25 protein-coding genes and 1 riboswitch are annotated in these 23,783 nt (G+C 71.4%); of the genes, 7 read left to right on the forward strand and 18 right to left on the reverse strand.

Going from position 1 to position 23,783, the window contains the following annotated elements:
- Nucleotide 1: 1 nt before the first annotated feature.
- From ACFYQQ_RS08920 to ACFYQQ_RS08930, 3 genes are read right to left on the reverse strand one after another with little or no spacing between them, the layout of a single operon-like run.
- Nucleotides 2-1,009: a methionine synthase gene (locus ACFYQQ_RS08920; RefSeq protein ID WP_355789082.1), complete on the reverse strand. Its 1,008-nt coding sequence runs from the start codon at nucleotides 1,007-1,009 to the stop codon at nucleotides 2-4.
- A 31-nt stretch (nucleotides 1,010-1,040) separates the two neighbouring features.
- Nucleotides 1,041-1,739: an SDR family oxidoreductase gene (locus tag ACFYQQ_RS08925; protein WP_355789084.1), complete on the reverse strand. Its 699-nt coding sequence runs from the start codon at nucleotides 1,737-1,739 to the stop codon at nucleotides 1,041-1,043.
- A gap of 7 nt (nucleotides 1,740-1,746) precedes the next feature.
- Nucleotides 1,747-2,286, reverse strand: a complete 540-nt coding sequence (locus ACFYQQ_RS08930; protein WP_355789087.1) for a TIGR00730 family Rossman fold protein — start codon at nucleotides 2,284-2,286, stop codon at nucleotides 1,747-1,749.
- Between the two features lie 51 nt (nucleotides 2,287-2,337).
- On the opposite strand from ACFYQQ_RS08930, the gene ACFYQQ_RS08935 reads away from it, so the two are divergent.
- Nucleotides 2,338-2,661 carry a DUF427 domain-containing protein gene (locus ACFYQQ_RS08935; RefSeq protein ID WP_356171653.1) on the forward strand — a complete coding sequence of 108 codons (324 nt, stop codon included), beginning with the start codon at nucleotides 2,338-2,340 and terminating at the stop codon, nucleotides 2,659-2,661.
- A 74-nt stretch (nucleotides 2,662-2,735) separates the two neighbouring features.
- On the opposite strand, the gene mnmA is transcribed toward ACFYQQ_RS08935, so the two are convergent.
- Nucleotides 2,736-3,863, reverse strand: a complete 1,128-nt coding sequence (mnmA, locus tag ACFYQQ_RS08940; protein WP_356171650.1) for a tRNA 2-thiouridine(34) synthase MnmA — start codon at nucleotides 3,861-3,863, stop codon at nucleotides 2,736-2,738.
- A 60-nt stretch (nucleotides 3,864-3,923) separates the two neighbouring features.
- On the opposite strand from mnmA, the gene ACFYQQ_RS08945 reads away from it, so the two are divergent.
- Nucleotides 3,924-4,604 (forward strand): N-acetylmuramoyl-L-alanine amidase, encoded by a 681-nt coding sequence (locus ACFYQQ_RS08945; protein ID WP_356171647.1) that lies wholly within the window; start codon nucleotides 3,924-3,926, stop codon nucleotides 4,602-4,604.
- 94 nt (nucleotides 4,605-4,698) lie between these two features.
- Here ACFYQQ_RS08945 and ACFYQQ_RS08950 read toward each other — a convergent pair whose 3' ends face one another.
- The 3 genes from ACFYQQ_RS08950 to ACFYQQ_RS08960 all read right to left on the reverse strand — a co-directional run bounded on the left by ACFYQQ_RS08950 (nucleotide 4,699) and on the right by ACFYQQ_RS08960 (nucleotide 6,443).
- Complete coding sequence (locus ACFYQQ_RS08950) at nucleotides 4,699-5,868, reverse strand: cysteine desulfurase family protein (protein ID WP_355789737.1); 1,170 nt, start codon at nucleotides 5,866-5,868, stop codon at nucleotides 4,699-4,701.
- A 72-nt stretch (nucleotides 5,869-5,940) separates the two neighbouring features.
- On the reverse strand, nucleotides 5,941-6,207 hold the full coding sequence (locus ACFYQQ_RS08955; protein WP_355789735.1) for a DUF4190 domain-containing protein: 267 nt from the start codon (nucleotides 6,205-6,207) through the stop codon (nucleotides 5,941-5,943).
- Between the two features lie 68 nt (nucleotides 6,208-6,275).
- Nucleotides 6,276-6,443 carry a hypothetical protein gene (locus ACFYQQ_RS08960; RefSeq protein WP_355794886.1) on the reverse strand — a complete coding sequence of 56 codons (168 nt, stop codon included), beginning with the start codon at nucleotides 6,441-6,443 and terminating at the stop codon, nucleotides 6,276-6,278.
- Between the two features lie 216 nt (nucleotides 6,444-6,659).
- Between ACFYQQ_RS08960 and ACFYQQ_RS08965 the strand changes: the two genes are divergently transcribed.
- A complete protein-coding gene (locus ACFYQQ_RS08965; protein ID WP_355794884.1) occupies nucleotides 6,660-7,286 on the forward strand; it encodes a TetR family transcriptional regulator in 627 nt (208 codons plus the stop codon).
- Nucleotides 7,287-7,370: 84 nt separating this feature from the next.
- On the opposite strand, the gene ACFYQQ_RS08970 is transcribed toward ACFYQQ_RS08965, so the two are convergent.
- The gene (locus tag ACFYQQ_RS08970; RefSeq protein WP_356171642.1) at nucleotides 7,371-8,369 is read right to left on the reverse strand and encodes a YafY family protein; all 999 of its coding nucleotides are present in this window, start codon (nucleotides 8,367-8,369) and stop codon (nucleotides 7,371-7,373) included.
- A 113-nt stretch (nucleotides 8,370-8,482) separates the two neighbouring features.
- Here ACFYQQ_RS08970 and ACFYQQ_RS08975 point away from each other — a divergent pair, with 113 nt between their 5' ends.
- The gene (locus ACFYQQ_RS08975) at nucleotides 8,483-9,073 is read left to right on the forward strand and encodes a TIGR03086 family metal-binding protein (RefSeq protein WP_356171639.1); all 591 of its coding nucleotides are present in this window, start codon (nucleotides 8,483-8,485) and stop codon (nucleotides 9,071-9,073) included.
- 61 nt (nucleotides 9,074-9,134) lie between these two features.
- Here the strand turns inward: ACFYQQ_RS08975 and ACFYQQ_RS08980 are convergent, their stop codons facing one another.
- From ACFYQQ_RS08980 to ACFYQQ_RS09025, 10 genes are all read right to left on the reverse strand, one after another.
- The gene (locus ACFYQQ_RS08980; protein ID WP_355794863.1) at nucleotides 9,135-9,995 is read right to left on the reverse strand and encodes a thioesterase family protein; all 861 of its coding nucleotides are present in this window, start codon (nucleotides 9,993-9,995) and stop codon (nucleotides 9,135-9,137) included.
- A gap of 69 nt (nucleotides 9,996-10,064) precedes the next feature.
- The gene (locus ACFYQQ_RS08985; RefSeq protein WP_355794861.1) at nucleotides 10,065-10,727 is read right to left on the reverse strand and encodes a trimeric intracellular cation channel family protein; all 663 of its coding nucleotides are present in this window, start codon (nucleotides 10,725-10,727) and stop codon (nucleotides 10,065-10,067) included.
- Between the two features lie 73 nt (nucleotides 10,728-10,800).
- The gene (locus ACFYQQ_RS08990) at nucleotides 10,801-12,393 is read right to left on the reverse strand and encodes a dipeptide ABC transporter ATP-binding protein (protein WP_356171635.1); all 1,593 of its coding nucleotides are present in this window, start codon (nucleotides 12,391-12,393) and stop codon (nucleotides 10,801-10,803) included.
- A gap of 23 nt (nucleotides 12,394-12,416) precedes the next feature.
- A complete protein-coding gene (locus ACFYQQ_RS08995; protein WP_355793024.1) occupies nucleotides 12,417-13,514 on the reverse strand; it encodes an ABC transporter ATP-binding protein in 1,098 nt (365 codons plus the stop codon).
- Complete coding sequence (locus tag ACFYQQ_RS09000; RefSeq protein ID WP_356171632.1) at nucleotides 13,511-14,509, reverse strand: ABC transporter permease; 999 nt, start codon at nucleotides 14,507-14,509, stop codon at nucleotides 13,511-13,513. The genes ACFYQQ_RS08995 and ACFYQQ_RS09000 overlap by 4 nt, the downstream gene beginning before the upstream one ends.
- A 117-nt stretch (nucleotides 14,510-14,626) precedes the next feature.
- Nucleotides 14,627-16,411: an ABC transporter substrate-binding protein gene (locus ACFYQQ_RS09005; protein WP_355793040.1), complete on the reverse strand. Its 1,785-nt coding sequence runs from the start codon at nucleotides 16,409-16,411 to the stop codon at nucleotides 14,627-14,629.
- Nucleotides 16,412-16,479: 68 nt separating this feature from the next.
- Nucleotides 16,480-17,487, reverse strand: coding sequence for an ABC transporter permease (locus ACFYQQ_RS09010; protein ID WP_356171629.1), 1,008 nt, complete (start codon nucleotides 17,485-17,487; stop codon nucleotides 16,480-16,482).
- 371 nt (nucleotides 17,488-17,858) lie between these two features.
- Nucleotides 17,859-18,656, reverse strand: coding sequence for an enhanced serine sensitivity protein SseB C-terminal domain-containing protein (locus tag ACFYQQ_RS09015; RefSeq protein WP_355794028.1), 798 nt, complete (start codon nucleotides 18,654-18,656; stop codon nucleotides 17,859-17,861).
- Nucleotides 18,657-18,860: 204 nt separating this feature from the next.
- Nucleotides 18,861-19,634, reverse strand: coding sequence for an enhanced serine sensitivity protein SseB (locus ACFYQQ_RS09020; RefSeq protein ID WP_356243800.1), 774 nt, complete (start codon nucleotides 19,632-19,634; stop codon nucleotides 18,861-18,863).
- A gap of 66 nt (nucleotides 19,635-19,700) precedes the next feature.
- A complete protein-coding gene (locus tag ACFYQQ_RS09025) occupies nucleotides 19,701-20,366 on the reverse strand; it encodes an AAA family ATPase (RefSeq protein WP_355794899.1) in 666 nt (221 codons plus the stop codon).
- A gap of 198 nt (nucleotides 20,367-20,564) precedes the next feature.
- Nucleotides 20,565-20,662, forward strand: a riboswitch (glycine riboswitch).
- Nucleotides 20,663-20,809: 147 nt separating this feature from the next.
- On the opposite strand from ACFYQQ_RS09025, the gene gcvT reads away from it, so the two are divergent.
- From gcvT to glyA, 3 genes are all read left to right on the forward strand, one after another.
- The gene (gene gcvT, locus ACFYQQ_RS09030) at nucleotides 20,810-21,928 is read left to right on the forward strand and encodes a glycine cleavage system aminomethyltransferase GcvT (protein ID WP_356171623.1); all 1,119 of its coding nucleotides are present in this window, start codon (nucleotides 20,810-20,812) and stop codon (nucleotides 21,926-21,928) included.
- A gap of 135 nt (nucleotides 21,929-22,063) precedes the next feature.
- Entirely contained in the window at nucleotides 22,064-22,441 is a 378-nt protein-coding gene (gene gcvH, locus ACFYQQ_RS09035; protein WP_355793244.1) for a glycine cleavage system protein GcvH, read from the forward strand.
- Nucleotides 22,442-22,454: 13 nt separating this feature from the next.
- Complete coding sequence (gene glyA, locus ACFYQQ_RS09040; RefSeq protein ID WP_355793246.1) at nucleotides 22,455-23,717, forward strand: serine hydroxymethyltransferase; 1,263 nt, start codon at nucleotides 22,455-22,457, stop codon at nucleotides 23,715-23,717.
- The last annotated feature ends 66 nt before the right edge of the window (nucleotides 23,718-23,783 follow it).

Genomic DNA, 23,783 nt, shown 5'->3' on the forward strand with positions numbered 1-23,783 from the left:
GTTACTCAGGGTTGTCCGCGAGGGATCTCGCCGCCCGGGCGCAGTGGGCGAGCGCCGTGCGCGCGTAGTCGGGGGAGGCCCCCGCGAGCCCGCACGACGGAGTGAGCGTGACCGTCTCCGTGAGAAGCCCCGGATTCAGTCCCAGCCTGCGCCACAGCGTCCTGACACCCATGACGCTACCGGCAGGGTCTGACAATGGGGCGTCCGTGCCCGGCACGACACCGGCGAACAGCCGGGTGCCCCCCTCCACCGTTTCCCCGATCGCGTCGTCGTCACGCTCGGTGAGGAGCGAGAAGTCGAAGGAGATCGCGGCGGCGCCCGCCCGGCGCAGCAGCGCGAACGGCACGTCGGGCGCGCAGGAGTGCACGACGACCGGTCCCCCGTCCTGGACGCCGAAGACGTCCCGCAGCGTGGACTCGATCACCTGCCGGTCGACGGCGCGGTGGGTGCGGTAGCCGCTGGCGCTCCTGACCTGGCCGCGCAGCACGGACATGAGGGAGGGCTCGTCGAGCTGGAGGACGACGTCGGCGCCCGGCACCCGGCGGCGCACCTCGGCGAGGTGCGTCCGCAGCCCCTCCGCGAGCGATCCGGCGAGGTCCCGGCAGGCGCCCGGGTCGGAGAGCGCCACCTCGCCGTTGCGCAGCTCCAGTGCGGCGGCCAGCGTCCAGGGGCCGACCGCCTGCACCTTGAGCGGGCCCTCGTAGCCCTGGGTGAACTCCTCGAAGGCGTCCAGGTCCTCGCCGAGCCAGGACCGGGCCCGCCGGGTGTCCCGTCCGGGCCGGTCGCCGATCCGCCAGCCGCTGGGCTCCACGCGCGCGTACAGCTCGACGAGCATCCCGGCGGTCCGGCCGATCATGTCGGCGCCGGGGCCGCGCGCGGGGAGTTCGGGCAGGAACGGGAAGTCCTCGAACGATCCGACGACGGTCTTGGCGGCCTCCCGGGCGTCGCCGCCCGGCATGGATCCGACGCCGGTCGCCGGCCCGAACCTGAACACGCTGTTTTCGCTCACCCCGGCAGCCTACGGAATCCTTCCGCCGAGGTCAGCGGCCCGGTCGTACCGTCAGGTCGTTGATCTCGGCGTCCCTCGGCAGGTCCAGGGCCACCAGCACGGTCGTGGCGACCGACTCGGGGTCGATCCAGCGGGACGCCTCGTAGGGCTTGCCCTCCTGCTGGTGCACCTTGGCCTGCATGGGGCTGGCGGTGCGGCCGGGGTACACGGAGGTGACGCGGACGCCGTTGCCGTGCTCCTCGTGGCGCAGGGAGTCCGCCAGCGCCTTCAGGCCGTGCTTGGAGGCGGCGTACGCGGACCAGTCGGCGTGGGCGCTGAGTCCGGCGCCGGAGTTGACGAACACCACGTGCCCCTGGGCCAGGCGCAGCTGGGGCAGGAAGTGGCGGGTGAGTTCGGCGGGGGCGATCAGGTTGACGTTGAGCTGGTGCCGCCAGGTCTTGGGGGTCAGCTCGCCGACGGGGCCGAGGTCGACCACGCCCGCGATGTGCAGGAGCGAGTCGATCCGGTCGGGCAGGGACTGGTGGGAGAACGCCCAGGAGAGCTTGTCGGGGTCCGCGAGGTCGCCGACCAGGGTGCGCGAACCGGGGTACTGCCCGGCGAGTTCCTTCGCGCGGCCCGCGTCGCGCGCGTGCAGGACGAGTTCGTCCCCGCGCGCGTGCAGGCGGCGCGCGACGGCCGCGCCGATGCCGGAACCCGCCCCGGTGATCACATGTGTAGCCATGTCCGCCATGCTCGCATCACCGCGTGCCGTGGCTCTCCTCGAGGTAGGCCAGCGCGCCCACCGGCTCCTCGGCGAAGAAGACCAGCTCGGTGAGGGGCCGCGGCAGGAAGCCCTCGTCCTCCATGCGCCGGAACTGCTCCTTGAGGCCGTCGTAGAAGCCCGCGGTGTTGAGCAGGACCACCGGCATCTCGGTCATGCCGTGCTTCTTCATCTCCAGGATCTCGGTGGCCTCGTCGAGGGTGCCGGTGCCGCCGACCATGATCACCACGGCGTCGGCCTTCCCCAGGAGGAGCGCCTTGCGCTCGGCGAGGTCCCGGGCGACGACCATCTCGTCGGCGCCCTCGCGGGCCTTGGCCGCGAGGAAGTCGACGGAGACGCCCAGCAGCCGTCCGCCGGCCTGCTGCACGCCGTCGGCGACCACCTTCATCAGTCCGACGTCGGAACCGCCCCACACCAGGGTGTGGCCGCCCTTGCCGAGCAGTTCCGCGAACTCGCGGGCGGGCCGGGTGTAGCGGTCGTCGAGGTCGGCGGCGGAGAGGAAGACGCAGATGTTCATGCGTCCACCGTACGAGGGGAAGAAGCGCGGGCCCGACGGTGCTGTCCAGATATGGCTGAAGGACACACGATCACGATCGAGCAAGGCACCGAACGCGTACGCGTGGTGCACGACGGCAGGGTCCTGGCGGAGACCGAGCGGCCTCTGCTGCTGCGCGAGACCGGCTGTCCCGTGCGCTACTACCTGCCGCCGGAGGACGTCCGTCTCGACCTGCTGACGCCCTCGCAGACCCACACGTACTGCCCGTTCAAGGGCACGGCCTCCTACTGGTCGCTGCCGGACGCGCCCGACCTGGTGTGGGCGTATCCCGACCCCAAGCCGGACGTCGCGCGGATCAAGGACCACCTCTGCTTCTACGAGGTGGAGACCGGCTGAGCGCCGGTACGGAGCCGGCCGCCCGCGGGTCGGTCCGCGGGCGGCCGGCGATCAGGGGGGGGCCGGAGGTGGCCCTAGACGGCGGCCTTCGCGCGCGTGGTCGTCGCGATCGTCGCCGAGCCGACCACGCGTGTGCCGTCGTACAGGACGATCGCCTGGCCGGGCGCGACGCCGCGCACGGGCTCGGTGAACGTGACCTCCAGGGAGCCGTCGACGAGTTCGGCGGCCACCTCGGTCTCGCCGCCGTGGGCGCGCAGCTGGGCGGTGTACGTGCCGGGGCCGGACGGCGCGGCGCCGCACCAGCGGGGCCTGACCGCGGTCAGCGCGGTGACGTCCAGGGCGTCGGCCGGGCCGACCGTGACCGTGTTGTCCACCGGCGAGATGTCCAGCACGTAGCGCGGCTTGCCGTCGGGGGCCGGGGTGCCGATGCGCAGGCCCTTGCGCTGGCCGATGGTGAACCCGTACGCGCCCTCGTGCGTGCCGAGCTTGGCGCCGGACTCGTCGACGATGTCGCCCTCGGCCCGGCCGAGGCGGCCGGCGAGGAAGCCCTGGGTGTCGCCGTCGGCGATGAAGCAGATGTCGTGCGAGTCGGGCTTCTTGGCGACGGCGAGGCCGCGGCGCTCCGCCTCGGCGCGGATCTCGTCCTTCGTCGTGACGGTGTCGCCGAGCGGGAACAGCGCGTGCGCCAGCTGGCGGTCGTCGAGCACCCCGAGGACGTAGGACTGGTCCTTGGCCATGTCGGAGGCACGGTGCAGCTCGCGGGTGCCGTCCTCGCGGACGATCACCTGGGCGTAGTGGCCGGTGCAGACGGCGTCGAAGCCGAGGGCGAGCGCCTTGTCGAGGAGCGCCGCGAACTTGATCTTCTCGTTGCAGCGCAGGCAGGGGTTCGGGGTGCGCCCGGCCTCGTACTCGGCGACGAAGTCCTCCACCACGTCCTCGCGGAAGCGCTCGGCGAGGTCCCACACGTAGAACGGGATGCCGATGACGTCCGCGGCCCGGCGGGCGTCGCGGGAGTCCTCGATGGTGCAACAGCCACGCGCGCCCGTCCGGAAGGACTGGGGGTTCGCCGAGAGGGCGAGGTGCACTCCGGTGACGTCGTGCCCGGCCTCGGCGGCGCGGGCGGCGGCGACGGCGGAGTCGACACCACCGGACATGGCGGCGAGGACGCGAAGGGGGCGGGTGCGCTGCGGGGTCTCAGTCATAGCCCCTCCAGGGTACGGGGCGCCGGGAACCGGAGCCCCCGCATATCCGTTGGGCATCGCATGGGGGAGACGAAGGGCGCGCCCGGCGGGGGCGGCGCGGACGGAGACCGGCACCTCGGGCGCCGGGCACTGCTCATCGGAGGCACGGCGGCCGCGGTGGGCAGCGCCGCGCTGGCCCGGGACGAGCTGGCGCACCTGTGGTGGCGGCTGCCCGGGGTCCAGAAGCCGCGTGAGGCGGGCGCGGTCGACTTCGCGGGCGCCCGGTGGGTGGCGGCCTCGCCGGCGAACTGGCGGCGCGCGGACCGGCCCGACGACTACGGCATAGACCGGGTCGTCGTCCATGTCACCCAGGGCAGTTTCCGGGACGCGGTGAAGGTCTTCCAGGATCCGGGGCACGGTGCGGCGGCGCACTACATCGTGCGCCGGGACGGTCACGTCACGCAGATGATCCGCGAGCTGGACGTGGCCTTCCACGCGGGCAACCGCGAGTACAACGAACGCAGTGTCGGCATCGAGCACGAGGGCTTCGTCGACCGCGCCTCGTCCTTCACCGACGCGATGTACGCCGCCTCGGCGCGGCTGGCGGCCGGGATCTGCGCGCGGTACGGGATACCCGTGGACCGGGAGCACCTCATCGGGCACGTCGAGGTCCCCGGCACGGACCACACGGACCCGGGCCCGCACTGGGACTGGGACCGGTACATACGGCTGGTACGGCGCGCGCGTACGACGACGGCCTGACGCGCCGCCGCGCGGAGGCGGGCGCGTGCCCGGGCACCCCTGCCCGCGGGTACGGCGTCCCGGCGTCGCGGCCTTCGCCCGTGGCCGGACGCGGTCAGGTGAGTCCCGCCGTGCGGGCGCGTTCCACCGCCGGGCCGATCGCGCGGGCCAGTGCCTCGACGTCCGCCTCGGTGGAGGTGTGACCGAGGGAGAAGCGCAGGGTGCCGCGGGCCAGTTCGGGGTCGGCGCCGGTGGCCAGGAGGACGTGGCTGGGCTGAGCGACACCCGCCGTGCACGCCGATCCGGTCGAGCACTCGATGCCCTGGGCGTCGAGCAGCAGCAGCAGGGAGTCGCCCTCGCAGCCGGGGAAGGTGAAGTGCGCGTTGGCCGGCAGCCGTCCGGAGGAGGCGGGGTCGCCGCCGAGGAGCGCGTCGGGCACGGCCTTGCGCACGGCGTCCACGAGGTCGTCGCGCAGGGCGCCGATCTCCCGGGCGAACCACTCGCGCTGTTCGGCCGCCAGCCGTCCGGCGACGGCGAACGAGGCGATCGCGGGCACGTCGAGGGTCCCGGAGCGCACGTGCCGCTCCTGGCCGCCGCCGTGCAGGACGGGCACCGGGGTGTACTCGCGGCCCAGGAGCAGCGCGCCGATGCCGTACGGGCCGCCGATCTTGTGGCCCGAGACCGTCATCGCGGCGAGCCCGGAGGCGCCGAAGTCGACGGGCACCTGTCCGAAGGCCTGGACGGCGTCGGCGTGCAGCGGGACGCCGAACTCGGCGGCGACGTCGGCCAGTTCGCGGACCGGCATGAGGGTCCCGATCTCGTTGTTGGCCCACATGACCGTGGCGAGGGCGACGTCGTCGGGGTCGCGGGCGATGGCCTCGCGCAGTGCCTCGGGGTGGACGCGTCCGTACGCGTCGACCGGCAGGTACTCGACGGTGGCGCCCTCGTGCTCCCCGAGCCAGTCGACGGCGTCGAGGACGGCGTGGTGCTCGACGGGGCTCGCGAGGACCCGGGTGCGGGCGGGGTCGGCGTCGCGGCGGGCCCAGTACAGGCCCTTGACGGCGAGGTTGTCGGCCTCGGTGCCGCCGGAGGTGAGGACCACCTCGCTGGGGCGCGCGCCGAGGGCGTCCGCCAGGGTCTCGCGGGATTCCTCGACCGTCCGCCGGGCGCGGCGGCCGGCGGCGTGCAGGGAGGAGGCGTTGCCCGTGATGCCGAGCTGGGCGGTCAGGGCCTCCGCCGCCTCGGGAAGCATCGGGGTGGTCGCGGCGTGGTCGAGGTAAGCCATGGTGGGCCCGATTCTACGGGCCCGCCGTCCGTCGCCTCGGCCCGCGTGGTCCCTCGCTCGTCCCGTCGGTGCTCAGAAGCTCCAGGACACCGTGTTGTCGGCCTGCATGAAGGCCAGCAGGACGACGAGGTCGGCGACGCCGAGGCCCAGTCCGAGGAGGGCACGACCCTTGCGCTCGGTGCCGCGCCAGAGGGCGACGGAGGCCAGGACGATGGCGATCGGGCCCAGGAAGAGGTTCAGGACGAGCAGGCCGAGGAGTCCGAGGACGAAGGAGGCGACGGCCATGCCGTCGGTGTCCCGGATCCCGGTCCGGCGGGTCGGCGATGCGGTGAGTTCCATGATCGGTTCAGCTCCCGGCGGTAGGTGGGCGGAGACGGGGACGCGCGCCGTCAGGGGTGGCGCGGGCGTCAGTGGGCGGTGGTGCGGCGCTTGCCGGAGTGCCGCTCGCGTACCGCGAAGACGACCAGCCACAGGCCGATGACGGCCGCGGCGACGAGGGTGAGGGGCAGCGGCGCGTGGGCCACGGAGCCCATGACGACGCCCATCAGCAGGAGGGCTGCGACCAGGATCAGCATGACGTTCCTCTCGTGAGGTCCTGGAGCGTCCGGTCCCCTCGCCCGGAAGGTCCGGGTTGCGTCGATGGCCCGCATTCCGTCCCCCTTTCAACACCCCGGATGTTTCGGGGACTTGACGCTCCAGTGAACAGTTGTAGTAACAGTTGTTCACTGACTCATGAGTCTAGCGCGTCCGGCGGCTTTTCAATTCCGGAGAACAGTTGTTAACTGCATGGCATGAGTCACACCCTCGGCATCCGCCAGGCGCAGAAGCAGAAGACCCGCCAGGCCCTCCTGGACGCGGCGCTCGGCCTGCTGGAGGAGCAGAGCCTCAGCAGCCTGGGACTGCGCGAGGTCACCCGGGCGGTCGGCGTCGCCCCGACCGCGTTCTACCGGCACTTCCGCTCCACGGCCGACCTCGGTGTGGCGCTGGTCGAGGAGGCGCTGGGCAGCCTGCACCCGATGATCGGGCACACGGTGTCCGCGGCCGGCGACAGCGACGAACGCATAGCGCGTGCCGTGGATCTGATTGCCCGTCATGTGGAGACGTTCCCGGCGCACGTCCGCTTCATCGCGCGCGAGCGGCACGGCGGTGTGCAGCCGGTGCGCGAGGCCATCAGCGGCCAACTGGCCCGGTTCTCCGAGGAGGTGCGGGCCGAGCTGGCCAAGCACCCGGAGTCCGCGGGCTGGAGCGACGACGACCTCCTCATGCTGGCGGCGCTGTACGTGGACCAGATGCTGATGACGGCCTCGCTCTTCCTGGAGGCGCTCGACGCCTCCGAGGAGGAACGGGACCGGGTCGCACGCGTCGCGAGCCGCCAGATGCGGCTGATCAGCATCGGCCGCCGCCACTGGCTGGGCTGACCGAAGCCCCTTCCCGCGTCCCCGATCCAAATCAGCTGCGGGTCGCCTGCCCGCGCCCGCCCCTCCCCCGCCCTCGGGCCGGGATCAGCCCCGAGCCGCCGGTCCGCCTCCCGCCCGCCCGTCGGGGGTCCCGTACAGCTCCGTGACGGCGGCCGCCGCCGCGGCCAGTTCCGCGCGGACCTCGGGCGGTGACAGCACCTCGATCCGGTCGGCGAAGGCGAGCAGGGAGCGGGCCTCCTGGACGACTCCGTACGACAGCCCGGCCGTCACCCACTCGCTCTCCCCGTCGTCCTCGGGCAGTTCCCTGAGGGCGGCGGCGTTCAGGCGCAGGAACATGTCGAGGCGCGAGCGCAGCACCCGGACCGTGACGTCGATGCCGCCGGGCCGCTCCTCGACCTGGCGGCGCAACACCTCCCAGGCGTCGGCGAGTTCCACGCCCGGCCGGCGCCTGACCGGCTCCGCGAGGAGCGTGGCCGAGCGCACCCGGTCCGCGCGGAAGAGCTGCGGCCTGCCGCGCCGGTCGGCGACGAGGTACCAGACGCCGGCCTTGGACACGAGGCCGTAGGGGTCGACGGTGTACCGGCTCGGCTCGCTCCGCCCGCTGTGCCGGTAGCGCAGCCGCAGCCGGCGGTCGGCGAACACCGCGTCCTGCAGCACCTCCAGGTCGACGGCGGGCTGCGGGCCGCCCTTCCAGCGGGTGGCGTCGACGAGGACGCGGCGGCTGGTGGCCTCGGCCGCCGGTCTGTGCGGGGCGGGCAGCGCGGCCATCACCTTGCGCAGTGCCGAGCCGAGCGCGGCGTCCAGGCCGAGCGCGGCGTGCGCCCCCTGCGCGGCCAGGATGAACAGGGCGCGGGACTCGTCGGCGGTCAGCCCGGTGACGTCCGTACGGAATCCGGCGAGCAGCTCGATGCCGCCGTGCCGTCCGCGCTCCGCGTACACGGGGACACCCGAGGCCGACAGTGCCTCGACGTCCCGGTAGACGGTGCGCACCGACACCTCCAGGCGGCGGGCGAGTTCGTGCGCGGGCACCCGGCCGCGGGTCTGCAGCAGCAGGAGGATCGAGAGCAGGCGGCCGGACTTCACGGACCCAGCATTCCGCGTCCGCCGGACGCTCGGCAAATGCTGACGGAAACTGTCAGGTTATGCCGGGAGCCTGTGGGCACACCGACTCGCGGTGCACGAAAGAAGAGGTCGAGATGAACGCCATGCCCGATCCCCGCCCCCTGTACCGGAGCGCCGCCGGACAGCTCGCGACCCTGATCGGGACCGTCCGTCCCGAGCGGCTGGACGGGCCGACCCCGTGCGCCGAGTACGACGTGCGCAGGCTGCTGTCGCACATCGTGGGCGGAACCCGCCGGATCGCGCTGATCGGCGCGGGCGGCGACGGACTCGCCGTGGCCCCGTACGCCGAGGGCGTTCCCGACGACGGCTGGGCGGCCGCGTACGACGAGGCGCGGGAGCGGGTGCGGCGGGACTGGGCGGACGACGCCCGGCTCGACGCCCTGGTCCGGGTGCCGTGGGGCGAGGTGCCGGGCCGCGCCGCCCTGGCCGGATACGTCATGGAGGCGGTCACCCACACCTGGGACCTCGCGGAGGCCCTCGGGTCGCCGCTCGAACTCGACCCGGAACCGGCCCGGTTCGCGCTCGCCGTGGCCCGGCGGGTGCTGCCCGAGGCGCGGCGCGAGGAGGGCGGTCACTTCGCCTCCGCGGTGCCGGCCCCCGAAGGAGCCGACGTGTACGGGCAGTTGGCGTCCTGGCTGGGGCGCCGCCCGCTGGTCACCGCGTGAGCGCGGACGAAGACACGGAGCGGGGTGCCCGCCGGCGAACGGCGGGCCCCCGCGCCGGGGTTCAGCCGAGCCGGACGCGCGCGAGCTGACGGGACTGCGCGACCAGCCGGTCCGCGCTGTCCCACACCTCGGCGTCCTCCTCCAGGAAGCCTCCGGCGAGGTTCCGGGTGGTGATGGAGACCCTCAGCGGTCCCGGGGCCGGGCGGCTGCGCACGTGCACGGTCAGCTCGACCGTCGGCACCCAGCCGGACAGGCCCAGCTCGAAGGCGGTCGGCGGCAGCGCGTCGACCGCGAGGAGCAGCGAGAGCGGGTCGTGGTCGCGGCCGTCGGCGAGACCGAACCAGGACCGCATCTCGCCCTTGCCGGACGGCGAGCCGAGGGCCCAGCCGAGCGTGGCCGGGTCGAGCTTGAGCATCAGCCGGTCGGTGATGGCGGAGCTGCCGGGCACGGGCGCCGGTCCGTCCTGCGGCCCGAAGCACTGCTCCATGGGCGGGATGGCGGGCGGCCTGGCCGTCGTGCGGACGTCGTCGGGCAGGGCGCCGAGATCCCCGTACGACGCGAGCACGCGGATCCGCTCGACCTCGCGCCCCTCCTCGTCGTACTGGAAGAGCGAGGCCTGGCCGGTCGACAGGGTGCGGCCGGTGCGGACGACCTCCGTGCGGACGACCGCGGGGCCCGGCTGGGACGCGGTCAGGTAGTGCGCGGAGATCGTGAACGGGTCGGAGTGCGGCAGGGCGTCGCCGAGCGCGCGGCCCAGGACGGCCAGCAGATACCCGCCGTTGACGGCGCTGATGATCGTCCACCCGGCGGACAGGTCGATGTCGTAGACGCCGGGTTCGCGCAGGGTGACCGCGGTGTCCCGGTCGAACTCGCTGTCGCCGACCGTGGCCCGCGTGGCCTGTACGGAAGCTGCTTCAGACATGCCTGAACGGTACAACAGGAGATTACTAAGCAGTAGCTTTTCTCCGTTGCGATCCCGTGAATCCCGCGCTCACTCCTCCGTCTCCTGCACGGTCGAGCGCCGGTTCCAGGCCCGCGGCGCCCGCCAGTGGAACCGCATCGCGAGCAGCCGCAGCACGAAGGCGGTCACGACGGCCAGTCCGCTGGTGAACGGCGAGAGCACGTCGTAGCGGATGCACAGGGCCACCATCGTGGCGCCGACGATGGCGGGCACCGCGTAGAGGTCGCGGTCCCAGCGCAGCAGCGAGGGCACCTCGTTGGCCAGCACGTCGCGCAGCACGCCGCCGCCCACCGCCGTGGCCAGGCCCAGCGCCGCGGACGGGGTGAGCCCGAGGCCGTAGGTGTACGCCTTCGTCGTACCGGCGACGCAGAAGAGACCGAGGCCGGCCGCGTCGAAGACGTTCACCGCGACCTGGATGCGCTCCACCTGCGGGTGGAGGAAGAAGACGAGCAGCGCGGCCAGCAGCGGGGTGATGAAGTACCCCAGGTCCGTGAAGGCGGCCGGCGGCACGGCGCCGATGATGAGGTCCCGGAACAGCCCGCCGCCCAGCGCGGTGACCTCGGCGAGGACGGCGATGCCGAAGACGTCGAAGTTCTTGCGGACGGCCAGCAGCGCACCCGAGATGGCGAAGACGAAGATGCCGACCAGGTCGAGCGTGTGCTGGACGGAGGGGCTGAACAGTTGCTGAAGCACCCGACATTCTTACCCGCCACGACAGGGAGGGGAGAGCGCGCCCGCGCTCTCCCCTCCCTGTTCACGTGCGGGCCTACTCCTTGACGGGAGTGTCCCCGGCGTCGTCCGCCTTCGCGGTCGCGGGCTTCCCCGCGTCCGGCTCCACGACCGCGGGCTTCGCGGCCTCGGACTCCGTCACCGCGGGCTTCGCGGCGTCGGGCTCCGCAGCCACGGGCTCGGCGGTCGCGGGCCGCGCGGTCACCGGCTCGGCGATGTCGGAGTCCGCTGCCGCGGGCTTCGCGGCCTCGGGCTCGGCGGCCTCGGACTCCGTCACCGCGGGCTCCACGGCCTTGGACTCCGTCACCGCGGGCTCGGCGGCCTCGGACTCCGTCGCCACGGGCTCGGCGGCCACGGGCTCCGCGGTCTCCGGGGCAGCGGCGGCCTTCGGCTCGGCGGCGGGCTCCGCCGTCACGGCGGGCTCCTCGGCGGCGGGCGTCACGGCCGGCTCCTCGGTGGCCGCCGGCGCCGCGTCGGCCTCCTTGAGGGACTCCTGCACCGCCACGGCGGAGGTCTGCGCCAGCACCGCGTCCGGCACCAGCTCGACCGCCTCCCGCGCCGCCGACAGCAGCACGGTGTCCTGCGGCGCCTGGTCCGCGGCGTTCTCCGGGTGGTGGCAGGCGACCTGCTGGCCGGGCTTCAGCTGCAGGAGCGGCGGCTCGGTCGTCTTGCAGATCTCCGTCGCCTTCCAGCACCGCGTGTGGAAGCGGCAGCCGCTCGGCGGGGAGATCGGCGAGGGCACGTCGCCCTTGAGCAGGATGCGCTCGCTCTTGGCGTTGCGCCGGGCCGGGTCCGGGATCGGCACGGCCGACATGAGCGCCTTGGTGTACGGGTGCATCGGCGCCTTGTAGAGCGCGTCGCGGTCCGCCAGCTCGACGATCTTGCCGAGGTACATCACCGCGATGCGGTCCGAGACGTGCCGCACCACCGAGAGGTCGTGCGCGATGATCACGTACGTCAGGCCGAGCTCCTGCTGGAGGTCGTCCAGCAGGTTGACGACCTGCGCCTGGATCGACACGTCGAGCGCCGAGACCGGCTCGTCCGCGACGACCAGCTTCGGGTTGAGCGCGAGCGCGCGGGCGATGCCGATGCGCTGGCGCTGGCCGCCGGAGAACTCGTGCGGATAGCGGTTGTAGTGCTCGGGGTTGAGACCCACGACCGACAGCAGCCGCTGGACTTCCTTCTTGATGCCGCCCTCGGGCGTGACGCCCTGGAGCTTGAAGGGAGCGCCGACGATCGTGCCGATGGTGTGGCGCGGGTTCAGCGACGAGTACGGGTCCTGGAAGATCATCTGGACGTCACGGCGCATCGGCCGCATGCCGCCCACACCGAGGTGCGTGATGTCCTTGCCCTGGAACTCGACCTTGCCCTCGGTCGGTTCGAGCAGCCGCGTGATCAGCCGGCCCATCGTCGACTTGCCGCAGCCCGACTCGCCCACGACGCCCAGGGTCTCGCCCGAGCGCACCTCGAAGTCGATGCCGTCGACGGCCCGCACCGCGCCGACCTGACGCTGCAGGAGGCCCTTCCGGATGGGGAAGTGCTTCTTGAGGCCGGTCACCTTGAGCAGGGTCTCACCGGGGGCGGCACCCGGGGCGAGGGTCGCGCCGCCGCTCTGTGCAGGGATGCTCACTGCTTTGTCCTCTGCGTTCTCACTCACAGCTTGGGCGCAATCTCTTCGGTCCAGATCCGCTCCCGCTGCTCCTGCGTCATGTGGCAGGCGGCCCAGTGCTTGCTGCCCACTTCGGACAGCTCGGGGCGGACCGTGCGGGTGACGTTGTCCTTGGGGACGTCCGCGTACGGGCAGCGCGGGTTGAAGGCGCAGCCGGACGGGATGTTGATGAGCGAGGGCGGGGAGCCCTTGACCGGGATGAGGCGCTCCGTCTGCTCGCGGTCCAGCCGCGGCATCGAGCCGAGCAGACCCCAGGTGTAGGGGTGCCGGGGCTCGTAGAACACCTTCTCCGCGGGACCGCGCTCGACGCAGCGGCCGCCGTACATCACCAGGAGGTCGTCGGACAGCTCGGCGACGACGCCCAGGTCGTGGGTGATCACGATGACCGCGGAGCCGAACTCCTTCTGCAGGTCCCGGATGAGGTCGAGGATCTGCGCCTGGACGGTGACGTCGAGGGCGGTCGTCGGCTCGTCCGCGATGAGCAGCTCGGGGTTGTTGACCAGCGACATCGCGATCATCGCGCGCTGGCGCATACCGCCGGAGAACTCGTGCGGGTAGCTGTCGACGCGCTTGTCCGGCTGCGGGATGCCGACGCGGTCGAGCATCTCGACGGCGCGGCGCTTCGCGGTCTTCTTGTCGACGTCGTGGTGGATCCGGTACGCCTCCACGATCTGCTGCCCGATCGTGTAGTACGGGTGCAGCGCCGACAGCGGGTCCTGGAAGATCATCGCCATCTCGCGGCCACGCAGCTTGCGCACGTAGTCGGGGTCGGCGGACAGCAGTTCCGTGCCGTTCAGCCAGATCTCACCGGAGATCTGGGCCTTGCGCTTGCCGTACTGGCCGGCGGTGTGCAGGCCCATGATGCCGAGCGAGGTCACCGACTTGCCGGAGCCCGACTCGCCCACGATGCCGAGGGTCTTGCCCTTCTCCAGCGTGAAGCTGAGCCCGTCGACGGACTTGACGAGACCGTCGTCGGTCGGGAAGTGGACCTTCAGGTCGCGCACTTCGAGGAAGGCGGACGGTGCGGGAGAGCCCGTGACAGGCTCGCCGACCGCGGCTCCGCTCTTGCTGAGGTCGGTCATGCGAGCCTCACTCGGGGGTCGATCACGGCGTACAGGATGTCCACGACGAGGTTGGCGACGATCACCGCGAGGGAGGTGATCAGCGTGACCCCGAGGATGACGGGCAGGTCCTTGTCGCTGATCGCCTTCAGCACCGCCTGGCCGAGGCCGGGGAGGCTGAACGTGGTCTCGGTCAGGATCGCGCCGCCGATGAGGGCGCCGAGGTCCATGCCGAGCATGGTCAGGATGGGCGTCATCGTGGAGCGCATGGCGTGCTTGCCGATGACGACCGGCTCGCGCAGGCCCTTCGCGCGGGCGGTGCGGATGTAGTCCTCACCCATGACCTCCAGCATGGTGGCCCGGGTGATCCGCGCGTACATCGCCGCGTAGAGGAAGGCGAGCGTGATCCACGGGAGGATCATGCCGCCGATCCAGCCGCCGAGGCCGTCCTCCAGCGGGACGTACTGGGCGTCGAGCCAGCCGAGCCCGTAGCTGAAGATCGCGAGCGACAGCAGACCGGTGAAGTAGATGGGGAGCGAGACGCCGGCGAGGGCGACGACCATCGCACCGCGGTCCCAGAGGGAACCGCGCTTGAGCGCGGAGAGCACACCCGCCGCGACACCGAAGATCAGCCACAGGACAGCGGCACCGAGCGCGAGGGCCAGGGTCACTGGGAAGCGGTCGGTGATCTGCGGCCAGATGGCCTGCTCGCTGCGGAAGGAGTAACCGAAGCACGGCGCGGCGCAGTTCGTGACGTCGCCGCCGGACGCGTACGTGCGCCCCGCGAAGATGCCCTTGAAGAACTCCCACACCTGGACGAAGATCGGGTCGCCCAGACCGAGCTTCTCCCGCACGCCCTCGATGGCTGCGGGGTCTGCCTGCTTGCCCACGAACATCGTGGCCGGGTCGACCCCCGCCCACTTGGGGACGAGGAAGAAGATGCCGAAGACCACCAGAATGATGACCACCAGCATCACTGCGGCGGCGAAGAGCCGCCTGATGAGGTAAGCGAGCACTGCTCTCGGCCCGACGGCGGGGCCGTGGGCCACCGGAGGTCTTCCGGTGGCCCACGGCTCACACCGCTCCGGCCTTCACCTGCCTTTCGTGCCTTATGGCGGGTGCGCCGGTCGGGATTACTTCACGCCGAGGTTGACGAAGTCGAACTGACCGCTGTAGTTGTCCGTCGTGTAGACGTTGGTCAGCCGGTTCGAGCGCCAGTTGATGAACTTCTCGAAGACGAAGGGCAGGTAGTAACCGCCCTCCATGACCTTGTGGTTGATCTCCTTGGCCAGCTCGACCTTCTTGGCCTCGTCCAGCTCGTTCACGTAGTCGTCGAACAGACCGTTGATGGTCTTGTCGTCGATCATCGCGAAGTTGTTGTTACCGCTCTCCAGGATGTACTTGCCGGACCACAGCGGCAGACCGAAGCCCTGGACGGTCGGGAAGTCCGGACCCCAGCCCATGATGATGATGCCGTAGCCCTTCTTCTTCACGTTCGAAGGGCTGCCGATGATGCCGGTGGTCTGGGCGCCGTCGAACTGCTCGATGTCGACGGTGATGCCGATCTTCTTCAGCGACGCCTGGAGGGACTCGGCGGTCGCGACCTCGACGGGCTTGTTGTTGCGGACCGCGATCGTGGTCTTGAAGCCGTTCGGCTTGCCGCAGGCCTTGAGCTCTTCCTTGGCCTTGGTGATGTCCGCGGCGCCGTCGTTCTTCGCGGCGTTGTACGGGTCGTACTTCTGGCCCTCGGAGCCCGGGACGGACGGCGGGAGCATGTTGGTGCCGATGTCACCGCCGGCGACCGGGCCACCGCGCGCGGTCTGCAGCGACTTGTGGTCGGCGCCGTAGATCACGGCCTTGCGGCAGTGCTCGTTGTCGAACGGCTTGACCGTCTGCGGGAAGACCGCGTAACGGATGTAGCCGGAGACCGGGTTGTCCAGGTTGCCCTTGTGCTGCTTCAGGGCGGTGGTGCGGCCCTGCGGCGACAGACCGGTCTGCGCGAGGTCCAGGTCGTAGTCGCCGGCGATCAGGCGCTGGTCCAGGTCGTTGGCGTTGGTGAAGAACTTGATCGAGATCTTGTTCGGCAGCGCCTTGCGGATCGGGTCCGAGGACTGCTTCCACTCGGTGTTGCGAACCAGCGTCAGGCTCTTGTTCGGGGTGTAGCTCTCGAACTTGTACGGGCCCGAGGAGAACGGGTGCAGGCCGTACTTGGACTTGGTGTCCTTGTCCTGGCGGACCGGCGCGGACGAGGCGAGGGCGAGGATGTCCTCGAAGTCCGAGTTCGCCTTCGGGAGCTTGAAGACGATCGTCTTGTCGTCCGGCGTCTCGATGGCCTTCAGGCCGAGCTTGTCCTTGGACTTGTCCTTGTAGGGGCCCTTGTACTCGCCCTTCGGGTCCAGGAGGTCCTTCAGGTAGACCGGACCGCCGGACAGCACGTCCTGCGCCCACTGGCGCTCGATGCCGTACTTGACGTCCTTGGAGGTGATGGGCTTGCCATCCTCCCAGGTGACGCCGTCACGCAGGGTGTACGTGTAGGTCTTGCCGTCGTCCGAGACCTTGCCGAGACCCTCGGCGAGGTCGGGGGTGAGCTCGGCCCCGGCCTTGCCCGGCGCGGCCTTGCCCGTGACGAGCGTACGGCTGTAGTAGCGCATGAAGTTCCACGCGAAGCCGTAGTAACCGCGGGTGGTGTCCCACGAGTCGGCGTCCTGGGCGCCGGCGAACTTGAGCTCGCCGCCCTTCTTCGACGAGGCGTTGGCGACCTTGTTGTTACCGGCGTTGAAGCCGGCAGCGCCGCCGTTCTTGCCGCCGCCGTTGTTGTCGTCGCCGCCGCCGCACGCAGCCGTGCTCAGCAGTGCTGCGACCACGGCAGCTGCGGCCACGGCCTGCTTGCGCCGCCCTGTGGTGCGTTGGGTAGTCACGATCTCGGATCCTCCGAAATGATGTAGGCGGCCTGCGAATGATTCACAGGCCCCGGGGGTACGGCAGTTCAGCGGGAAGCCTTCGGGTCGAGCGCGTCACGCACGCCGTCGCCGAAGAGATTGAAGGCGAGCACGGTGATGAAGATCGCCACACCGGGGATCACCATGTACATGGGATCCGAGTCGTAGTAGTCGATCGCCGAGGAGAGCATCTGTCCCCAGGAGGCCGTCGGCGGCTTGACGCCGACACCCAGGAAGCTGAGCGCCGCCTCGGTGAGGATGTTGGTGGGGATCATCATCGTCGTGTACACGATGATGGGCGCGATGAGGTTGGGCAGCAGTTCCTTGAACAGGATGTAGAACCGCCCGGCGCCCAGGCTCCGTGCCGCCTCCACGTACTCGCGCTCGCGCAGCGAGAGCGTCTGGCCGCGCACCACGCGGCCGACGTAGGGCCAGCCGAAGAAGCCGATCACCAGGATCATGACGAACAGGCGCACGCCGGTGCCCGTGAGGCCCAGCATCTCGTTCGGCATGACGGAGACCAGGGCGATGATGAACAGCAGCTGCGGGAAGGCCAGCAGACCGTCCATCACACGGCTGATGGCCGCGTCCACCCAGCCGCCGAAGAAGCCCGCGAGGATGCCGAGGACGGTCCCGAGGACCACGGCGACCAGCGCGGACAGGAAGCCCACGAGGAGCGAGATGCGGGCTCCGTAGATGATGCGGGCGAAGATGTCGCGGCCGCTCACCGGCTCGACGCCGAGCAGGTGGTCGCCGCTGATGCCGCCGAGGGAACCCGTCGGCGTGGAGAACAGCGGGTCGATCAGGTTCTCGTGGTGCGACTCGGGATCCTGGCCGACCAGGTTGGCGATCACCGGGGCGAGGATCGCGATCACGATCAGCACGAGCACGACGACACCGCCCGTGAGGGCCAGCTTGTCCCGCTTGAGGCGCTCCCAGGCGATCCGGCCGAGAGAGCGTCCTTGAACCGCCTTCGGATCGGCGCTGACAACCGCCGCTTCCTCGGCCGCGCTCGGGGCCGCTTCAGCGGTCGGCTCGTGCAATGGTGCCGTCATCGTGGCAGGGACCCCTCTCAACCGGCGGTAGCCGGCCCACACGTGCCGCTGGTAGCGGCATGATCAGTCCGTCGTACAAAGGGGCGAACACCCCTGGACCGGGAGTCTTCAACGCCTCGGCGATCTGTTGCCAGACTTGGCGGTGAATGGATGCCTAAACGTGATGCGGGCTGGGGGGTTCCGTTATCCGGACGGCGGGTAACGGGGGTCGGACAGGGGGCAATTGGGCCGCAAGGTCCCACGGGGGACGCTTTCCTGTCACCTCGTCCGCAACACGGACATCCCGTACTTCCGCCTTCGAGCGCGCTGGTCAGCGCCGGGTTCCGCGTCCGAAGGACGCGGCGCAGCCCGGTTTTCCGACGGATGGGAGATCAGTACGGCCGTGGCTGTGGGTAGCCGTAGCCGCCGGCCGCGGGGGCCTGCGCGGGTGCCGCGTGCGCCTCACGGTCGTAGAAGGGCCGCGCGTTGGCGCGCAGCCACATGGCCACCGGGTCGTAGGCGTCGGACATCGCGACGGTGGACACGGGCAGCCCGTCCGGGACCGCGCCGACGGACTGCTGCATCATCGCCCGCACCGAGTCGACGGCGGCCGGTGACGTGTCGTAGACGTCGAGACCGATGGCCAGGTACGGCGCCCCGAGCGCGGGCTGCACCCAGGCGCGGCGCAGCGAGCGCACGGCGGACGTGCGGTGCGCGTTCTGCGTGAGGAGGGCGTAGAACTGCGGGATCTCGATGGCCGGTTCGGACAGCCGCAGGGGTCCCGCGGGCTGGCGTTCGAGGCCGGTGGCGATCCGGCGCAGATCCAGCCAGGGGATGCCGACGCCCCCGCCGGGGGCGTGCGGGTTGAGCCAGAGCCCGAAGTGGTCGGGGTAGAGGGTGCGGGCGACGTCGAGACCGTCCACGACCTCGTACGACCTGTTCCAGCCGCTGGCGGACAGCTCCTGGGCCGAGGTCACGCAGGGGGCGTAGCCGTAGCCGCCCACCTCCATGTTCCCGTACTGGGCGTCCGGCGAGCCGGCCTGGCCGTGCCAGAGCAGCATCCAGATCTGGCCGTTCGAAGGGGTCGCGAGCGCACGCAGGAGCGCCTCGTAGGCGTCGTAACGCCCGGGCGTCACCTGGCGCAGCATGTGCTCGACCTGCCCGGCCGCGGCCGTGCCCGACGCGCTCACCTTCAACCGCCCCTTCGCGAACAGATCATCATGAACTCACCCATTGCCCCCGGGGCGCTCGCGCGGCCTCCCCGTCCGGGAGCACGTCAACACCTCGACCGAGCCATGAAACCAGCTTAAGCGGCGTTCCTGACAGGAACTTGACGCTCGGCTTCGCCGGTTCGCGTGGCGTCGGGCGCCCGCCCGGGGGCCGGGCCCGCCCGGTCAGTACTCCCGCTGGTAGAAGGGCCGCACCTGGGCGCGCATCCAGTCGCCCACCGGATCCTGGGTGACGTCGAGGAGGACCAGGTTCACCGGCCGGTCCACCGGGACCCGGCCGAGCGCCCGGCCGAGGGCGTCCAGCGGGTAGGTGCGCGCGGGGCCCTCCCAGTCGGACAGCTCGACGCCCACGAACATCACCGGGTCGCCGCCCTCGATGCTGGCCAGGCAGCGGCGGGCGGTCAGCACGACGCCGGTCGCCGCGAACTCGGCGGAGGCGGCGGACAGGAAGTCGACCGGGTCGTCCTGCCAGTCGGGCTCGAACAGCCGGACCCGGCCGCCGCTCGCGGGACCGTCCAGCGGGGTCCGTCCGGTGCGGCACAGTTCGGCGACGGCGGGCGGCGGCAGCGGCACGCCGACCACACCGTCGGGGTTGACGGCGAGGCCGACCTGCGGGGGCAGGCCGCGCGCGAACTCCACGGCGGGCGCGATCGTGTACGGCATGTGCCCGCCGGCGACCTGGCGGAACTGCTCCTCCGAGCTGAAGACCGGGACGTACGCCTGTCCCGCGATCTCCATCGTGGGGAGGTCGAGCGGGCCGCTGTGCGGGCCGCCGCCGTTCGGCAGCGGGATCCACAGGAAGCTGCGGCCGAGCACCTCGACGATCCGGGCGCCCGCCGAGGGGACTCCGAGGGATGCGGAGAGCACCTCCTCCAGTTCGTTGCCTGGCCATCCGCCGTGCGGATGGGGGTGCGGGTGCGCCTGTGCCGGGAAGTCCATCTGTCTACCGCCTGCTGTGAACCGCTGTTCCGGCTGGAAACCCTAGCCGGTGGGCGCGTACGGGGGTCAGTCGCCGAAGTCGATGCGGCGCAGCACGTCCGCCGCGGCCCGGTCGATCAGGACCGCCGAGCCGCAGCCCTCGGGCAGGTCGCCCTTCTCGGCGGCGCGCAGCAGCCGGCCGGCGGCGCGGCGGTGGCGCAGGAAGGCGTAGCGCGAGACCCCCCGGCCCCGCTCGCGCTGGCCGTCCAGGGCGGTGTCCGGCGGGACGTCGAGGAGCAGCAGGTGCAGGGTGCCGCCGCGGCGCCGGGCCTCGCGGGCGAGCCAGCGGCGCACCCAGGCCTGGGTGCCGCAGTCGTGCACGACGACGCCGGCTCCCGAGCGCAGCGCGCGGCGCAGTCCGGCGTAGTGCGCGACGCGGACGACGGGGCGGTAGAGCGCGTACGGCAGGAAGCGGGAGAGGCGGGTGTCCCAGCGGTCGCGGGTGTCCTGGGAGTCGACGCGGGCGCCGCTCACGGCCCGGCGCATCAGCGTCGACTTGCCGCTGCCGGGGAGTCCGGTCACCACGACCAGGTCGGCCGGGCCGAAGGACAGCCCGTGCGGGCTGCGTCCCGCGCGCTCGCGCAGGTCGCGGACGACGGTCCCGGACCGCCCGCGCGCCTTCCGGGCCTGGGCCGCGGGCTGTTCCGGCAGTGCGAGGCCCGAACTCGTCGCGTACGCCGTGGTCCTGTTCACCCTGGTCGTCCTCCCCCTCGGATCCGGAGTCCCATCCCCGTCGAGTGTAAAGAGAAGGTAATGCGGGGCGCCTCCCGTTTCCGTCCCCGTCCTGCCACAGACCGGTCACAGGTCCTCGGCCGGCCGCCGGACGGGCCGCCCCTGCCGGGTTTCACGGATGCGTGCAATGATGTGCCCGCCAACTGCATACCGGCCGCTTGAATCCGCGCGGGAGAGTCCCGGGGCACATCCGCCCGGGCGCCGAAGGAGCAAGTCCCTCCCTTGAATCTCTCAGGCCCCGATACCGCGCGGGCGAGGCACATCTGAAAAGCGGGCCGCTGACCAGTGGCTCCACCCAAGGTGCAAGTCAGGACCACCGGTTCGCCGGGTCGTGATGAACCTCTCAGGTTCCGATGACAGATGGGGAGGAACGACCTCGCCGTCATGCCTTGGGAGCCCCACCGATGAGCAGTAACGCCCCCCGTCACACCGCGCTCGATGCCCTGCATCGCTCTCTCGGCGCGACGATGACCGACTTCGCCGGCTGGGACATGCCCCTGCGCTACGGCTCCGAGCGCGACGAGCACCTCGCGGTCCGCACGAAGGCCGGTCTCTTCGACCTCTCCCACATGGGCGAGATCACGGTCACCGGCCCCGAGGCCGCCGCCTTCCTGAACTTCGCCCTCGTCGGCAACATCGCCTCGGTCGGTGTCGGCCGCGCCCGCTACACCATGATCGTCCGGGCGGACGGCGGCATCCTCGACGACCTGATCGTGTACCGGCTCCAGGAGCAGGAGTACATGGTCGTCGCGAACGCCTCCAACGCCCAGGTGGTGCTGGACGCGCTGACCGAGCGGGTGGCCGGTTTCGACGCCGCGGTGCGCGACGACCGTGACGCGTACGCGCTGATCGCGGTGCAGGGCCCGGAGTCGCCCGGGATCCTCAAGTCGCTCACCGACGCCGACCTCGACGGCCTGAAGTACTACGCGGGTCTGCCGGGCACCGTCGCGGGCGTCCCGGCGCTGATCGCGCGGACCGGCTACACCGGCGAGGACGGCTTCGAGCTGTTCGTGGCGCCGGCCGACGCCGAGAAGCTGTGGCAGGCGCTGACCGAGGCGGGAGCCCCGGCCGGGCTCGTCCCCTGCGGCCTGTCCTGCCGCGACACGCTGCGCCTGGAGGCGGGCATGCCGCTGTACGGGCACGAGCTGACGACGTCGCTCACCCCCTTCGACGCCGGCCTCGGGCGGGTCGTGAAGTTCGAGAAGGAGGGCGACTTCGTGGGCCGCGAGGCCCTCTCCGAGGCGGCCTCCCGTGCCGCGGACAACCCGCCGCGCGTGCTCGTCGGGCTCGTCGCCGAGGGCCGCCGCGTGCCCCGCGCCGGGTACCCCGTCGTCGCCGGCGGCGAGGTGATCGGCGAGGTCACCTCCGGTGCCCCCTCCCCCACGCTCGGCAAGCCGATCGCGATGGCGTACGTCGACGCCGCGCACGCCGCCCCCGGCACCGCCGGTGTGGGGGTCGACATCCGGGGCAGCCACGAACCGTACGAGGTCGTGGCGCTGCCGTTCTACAAGCGCCAGAAGTGACACTGGTCCCCAGGCGATCCCGGTGACCCCGGCCCCGGCGCCCCTCGCGGCGCCGGGCACCCCCGGGCACGTCCGCCCAGCTCATCCACGTCCCCGCTGCATCAGCAGTCCCCCGCGTACAGGAGAATCCAGGCCATGAGCAACCCCCAGCAGCTGCGCTACAGCAAGGAGCACGAGTGGCTGTCGGGCGCCGAGAACGGCGTCTCGACGGTCGGCATCACGGAGCACGCGGCCAACGCGCTCGGCGATGTCGTGTTCGTCCAGCTCCCGGAGGTCGGTGACACCGTGACCGCGGGTGAGACCTGCGGCGAGCTGGAGTCGACCAAGTCGGTCAGCGACCTCTACGCCCCGGTCACCGGCGAGATCACCGAGACCAACCAGGACGTCGTGGACGACCCGTCCCTGGTGAACTCCGCCCCCTTCGAGGGTGGCTGGCTGTTCAAGGTGCGCGTCACGGACGAGCCGGACGACCTGCTCTCCGCGGACGAGTACACCGAATTCACCGCAGGCTAAGGACTCCCGACTGATGTCGCTTCTGAACACGCCCCTTCATGAACTCGACCCGGACGTCGCCGCCGCGGTCGACGCCGAGCTGCACCGCCAGCAGGCCACCCTGGAGATGATCGCCTCGGAGAACTTCGCTCCGGTCGCGGTCATGGAGGCCCAGGGCTCGGTCCTCACCAACAAGTACGCCGAGGGCTACCCGGGCCGCCGCTACTACGGCGGCTGCGAGCACGTCGACGTGGTCGAGCAGATCGCCATCGACCGCGTGAAGGCGCTCTTCGGTGCCGAGCACGCCAACGTCCAGCCGCACTCCGGTGCCCAGGCCAACGCCGCCGCGATGTTCGCGCTGCTCAAGCCCGGCGACACGATCATGGGTCTGAACCTCGCGCACGGCGGGCACCTGACCCACGGCATGAAGATCAACTTCTCCGGCAAGCTCTACAACGTGGTCGCGTACCACGTCGACGACGCCACCGGTCAGGTCGACATGGCCGAGGTCGAGCGGCTGGCCAAGGAGTCGAAGCCGAAGCTGATCGTGGCCGGCTGGTCCGCGTACCCGCGTCAGCTGGACTTCGCCGCGTTCCGCCGGATCGCGGACGAGGTCGGCGCCTACCTGATGGTCGACATGGCGCACTTCGCCGGCCTGGTGGCGGCGGGCCTGCACCCGAACCCGGTGCCGCACGCCCACGTCGTCACGACCACCACGCACAAGACGCTGGGCGGCCCGCGCGGCGGCGTGATCCTCTCCACGGCCGAGCTGGCGAAGAAGATCAACTCCGCCGTCTTCCCCGGTCAGCAGGGCGGACCGCTGGAGCACGTGATCGCCGCCAAGGCCGTGTCCTTCAAGGTCGCCGCCACGGAGGACTTCAAGGAGCGCCAGCAGCGCACGCTGGACGGCGCCCGGATCCTGGCCGAGCGCCTGGTCCAGGACGACGTCAAGGCCGTCGGCGTCGACGTCCTGTCCGGTGGCACGGACGTGCACCTCGTCCTGGTCGACCTGCGCGAGAGCGAGCTGGACGGGCAGCAGGCCGAGGACCGCCTCCACGAGGTCGGCATCACGGTCAACCGCAACGCCGTCCCGAACGACCCGCGCCCGCCCATGGTCACCTCGGGCCTGCGGATCGGCACGCCCGCCCTCGCCACCCGCGGCTTCCAGGCCGAGGACTTCACCGAGGTCGCGGACATCATCGCCGAGGCGCTCAAGCCCTCGTACGACGCGGACTCGCTCAAGGCCCGGGTGTCCGCTCTGGCCGACAAGCACCCGCTGTACCCCGGCCTGAAGTAAATTCGTACGCTTTTTTGCCGTACGCGTCTTTTCATGACAGCGTCTTCTCTCGTACGAACGTCCGGG

The organism is Streptomyces sp. NPDC005496, from assembly GCF_042872045.1.
Classification (GTDB): domain Bacteria; phylum Actinomycetota; class Actinomycetes; order Streptomycetales; family Streptomycetaceae; genus Streptomyces.